The organism is uncultured Thermomonas sp. (assembly GCF_937872235.1).
GTDB lineage: Bacteria > Pseudomonadota > Gammaproteobacteria > Xanthomonadales > Xanthomonadaceae > Thermomonas > Thermomonas beijingensis.
The window spans coordinates 1-2864 of the sequence record NZ_CALMPC010000005.1 but is presented as its reverse complement, the minus strand read 5'-3'; the positions used below and the strand labels follow the sequence as shown (position 1 = coordinate 2864).

The window sequence follows — 2864 nt, the reverse complement described above, 5'->3', positions numbered from 1 at the left end:
AATTTTTGTTTTTCGGCCACCGGCACATCGCGAAAGCCGAAGTGGGTGGTGTCGGGCGGGGTCTGTTGCGGGCTCATGGCGGGATTATCGCACCGGCGTGGCACACTTGCCCGCATGCAAACACACTCTGAAGCCGCCCACGGTCTTCCTTGTATTCGGCTCACCCAGCACGGCGCTCATGCGTTGGTTGCCTTGCACGGTGCGCAGGTGTTGTCGTGGGTGCCGGCCGATGGCCGCGAGCGCTTGTTTTTATCCGAACGTGCGGTGTTCGATGGCCGCAACCCAATTCGCGGCGGCATCCCGGTGATTTTCCCGCAATTTGGTGAACGCGGCGCGCTGCAAAAGCATGGTTTTGCCCGCAATCATGCGTGGGCATTTGAAGGTGTCGATGCCGATGCCGCTGTGTTTGTGCTGCGCTGCGATGCCGACGCGCAGTGGCCGCATGGGTGTATTGCGCGTCTGCGTGTTGCACTGACGGCGAAGCAGCTGCGCGTAACATTGGACATTGAAAACATCGGTGCTACCGCGTTCGCATTCACCGCTGCGCTGCACACCTATTTGCGTGTGGATGACATCGCGCAAGTCAGCATCGAAGGCCTGCAAGGTTGCGACTTCGAGGACAGTGTCAACGGTGGCACCTTGCATCGGCAAAGTGAGTTTGAAGTCAGATGCAATGGTGAAACCGACCGCATCTACAACGACGTGGTGGCGCCGCTGACGCTGTTGGATGGGGGGCATCAGCTTTACATCGAACAAGAGGGTTTTGCCGATGCGGTGCTGTGGAGCCCGGGCCCGTCGTTGTGCGCGCGCATCGGTGATCTTGCACCTGATGACTGGCGGCAGTTTGTATGTGTGGAGGCCGGGCAGGTGTTGCAACCGGTGCTGTTGCAGGCCGGCGAATATTGGCGCGGGATGCAGTGCCTGGGTTGAATGTGTCGGTGTACCGATGCGCAGCCCGCGTGCGCATGTTGAAATGCCGGCTCGCGAGTTTTCCGAACAAGGATGCACCGATGAAATATCTGCCGATTGCCATTGCCACGTGCTTAGTCTTGTGCGCCTGCAAGGGACAAGACCCGGAGGCTGCCGCCAAGGCCGCCGCCGCCCAGAAAGCGGCGCAAGAACAGGCCGCCGAAGTGATGGAAAAGCAATTCAACGAGGCCGTGGCGGCGCACAACTGGCGCTTGGCCAAGGGCTATGGGGAAGTGCTGCAAGTGGATCATCCGACCACCGATGCGGCAGCGCGGGTCAAGGATCAGCTGGAAGCTGTGCGTGCCAAGGCCGAGGCCGAAGCCCAGCAGCAACGTTTGGCGGCGCTATGGGATTACGGGGATGAGCTGGTGAAGCCCAACGGGCACCAATTGTCTGCGGCGATTTATTCGCAAGAGCCGGTGGATACCGATGGCAGCGGCGCGCATCCGGTACGTTTGATTTTCCGCGATCACCCCAGCTGGGGCCGCAGCGCTTACTTGGTGTTGCAGGCCGGTGATTTCGATTGCTACGGCGGCTGCAAGTTGAAGGTGACGCTGGATGGCAAGGTGGTCAGCTTGCCCGGCTCACGGCCCAAGACCGACGAGGCCATCGCGATGTTCATTGATGATCACAAAGCGCTGTGGAAGCTCGCCAAAACCGGCAAGCAACTGTCGATCGAGTTTCCCACCAAAGCCGTGGGCAAACGCACGGTGCAGTTTGAAGTCAGTGGCTTGCAGCCGGAGCGGCTGCCGAAGTGGAATTGAGCTTGCGGCAGGGAGGTTGCATGCGCATTTCAATAGTGCTGGATGTTGGGGTCACGGCGCGAAGTGAGCGTAAGGCCTTGGTGTAACAATCGCTCGGTGGCGATCGAGTAGATGCGATCGAATGCAGGTCGCTGTGCTGCGATCGTGGCATTGCGCATGAAGTGGCAAAGATTGGCCGCAGCGGGTAGCACCGGGCAATGCGATAGATATAGGCGCATCAGCGCATCTTGGCCTGCGGCAAACGGGTGCAGCATCGCGGGTGTGAACAGGCCCACCCCTTGGATTTGGTGGAGGTCACTGGCGTGGTTCAGTTGATTCAACAGCGTCGGACCGATGGCCGTACGAGGCAGCTCGCCTTGGTGGTGCTCGAGGCGCTCTAGGCAAAGCTGCAGGTAATTCTGGAGCATAGGCGTGTGGCGATCGAACACCATCACGGCATTGTTGAGCCCCCAAATCGGCTTGGTGCGATGGCCTTCGATATGCAGAAATAGCTCGTGCGCAAACCCGTATTCATGGACGGCATTGACATGCCGTGCAAGCCCATCCGGGTCAAAAACCACCACATCGGCATCAACCCAAATCACACGATCGTACTGGTGAGACAGCACCTCTTTCGCCCAGATGAGGCGGGCAACATCGGTCTTTGCATACAAATTGCTGCCGCAGCGCTGGCGCACCCAGTGCGGTGGAAGCTCGAGAAAAGCATCATCGAGGACAAGATAGTCCCAGCCGTGCAACACGGCCCATTGCTGCACGCTGCCCATGCAGCGTGTGATCCACGAGGGTACATCTAGCGCACGAAACGACTGCAGTACGGCAGTCGTTGGGAAGCAGCGCAGATGTTCTCCGCTATCAGCCATGCATGGATAGATGAGGTCGGATGGGTTCGGGCTGTAACCAACGCAGGGGCGTTTACTAATGCCCGCTTTAGCTCAGCGCATACCCAAATTGCTGGCGGAATTGTTCGGCAAATTCGTTGTAATCAAAGCGCTGGTTTTGGGTGCCGGGGTGTTCAACCTTGAGCGCCCCCATCAAGTTTCCCATGCGGCCAATCGTCACCCAGTCGTAGCCTTTTTCGATGCCGAAAATCAGGCCAGCGCGGAATGCATCGCCGCAGCCGGTGGGGTCGGT

Annotated in this window: 4 protein-coding genes; 2 read left to right on the top strand and 2 right to left on the bottom strand. The window is 59.1% G+C overall.

All coding sequences use genetic code 11. The features are described from left to right. Positions 1–114: 114 nt before the first annotated feature. On the top strand, positions 115–930 hold the full coding sequence (locus QWB57_RS00610) for a D-hexose-6-phosphate mutarotase (RefSeq protein ID WP_288967877.1): 816 nt from the start codon (positions 115–117) through the stop codon (positions 928–930). Between the two features lie 80 nt (positions 931–1010). Continuing rightward, the gene (locus tag QWB57_RS00605; protein WP_288967875.1) at positions 1011–1733 is read left to right on the top strand and encodes a hypothetical protein; all 723 of its coding nucleotides are present in this window, start codon (positions 1011–1013) and stop codon (positions 1731–1733) included. Between the two features lie 29 nt (positions 1734–1762). Here the strand turns inward: QWB57_RS00605 and QWB57_RS00600 are convergent, their stop codons facing one another. Next, positions 1763–2497 (bottom strand): hypothetical protein, encoded by a 735-nt coding sequence (locus QWB57_RS00600; protein WP_288967873.1) that lies wholly within the window; start codon positions 2495–2497, stop codon positions 1763–1765. A gap of 163 nt (positions 2498–2660) precedes the next feature. After that, positions 2661–2864, bottom strand: a 204-nt coding sequence (locus QWB57_RS00595) for a PfkB family carbohydrate kinase (protein ID WP_288967872.1), incomplete at its 5' end; no start/stop codon positions are given.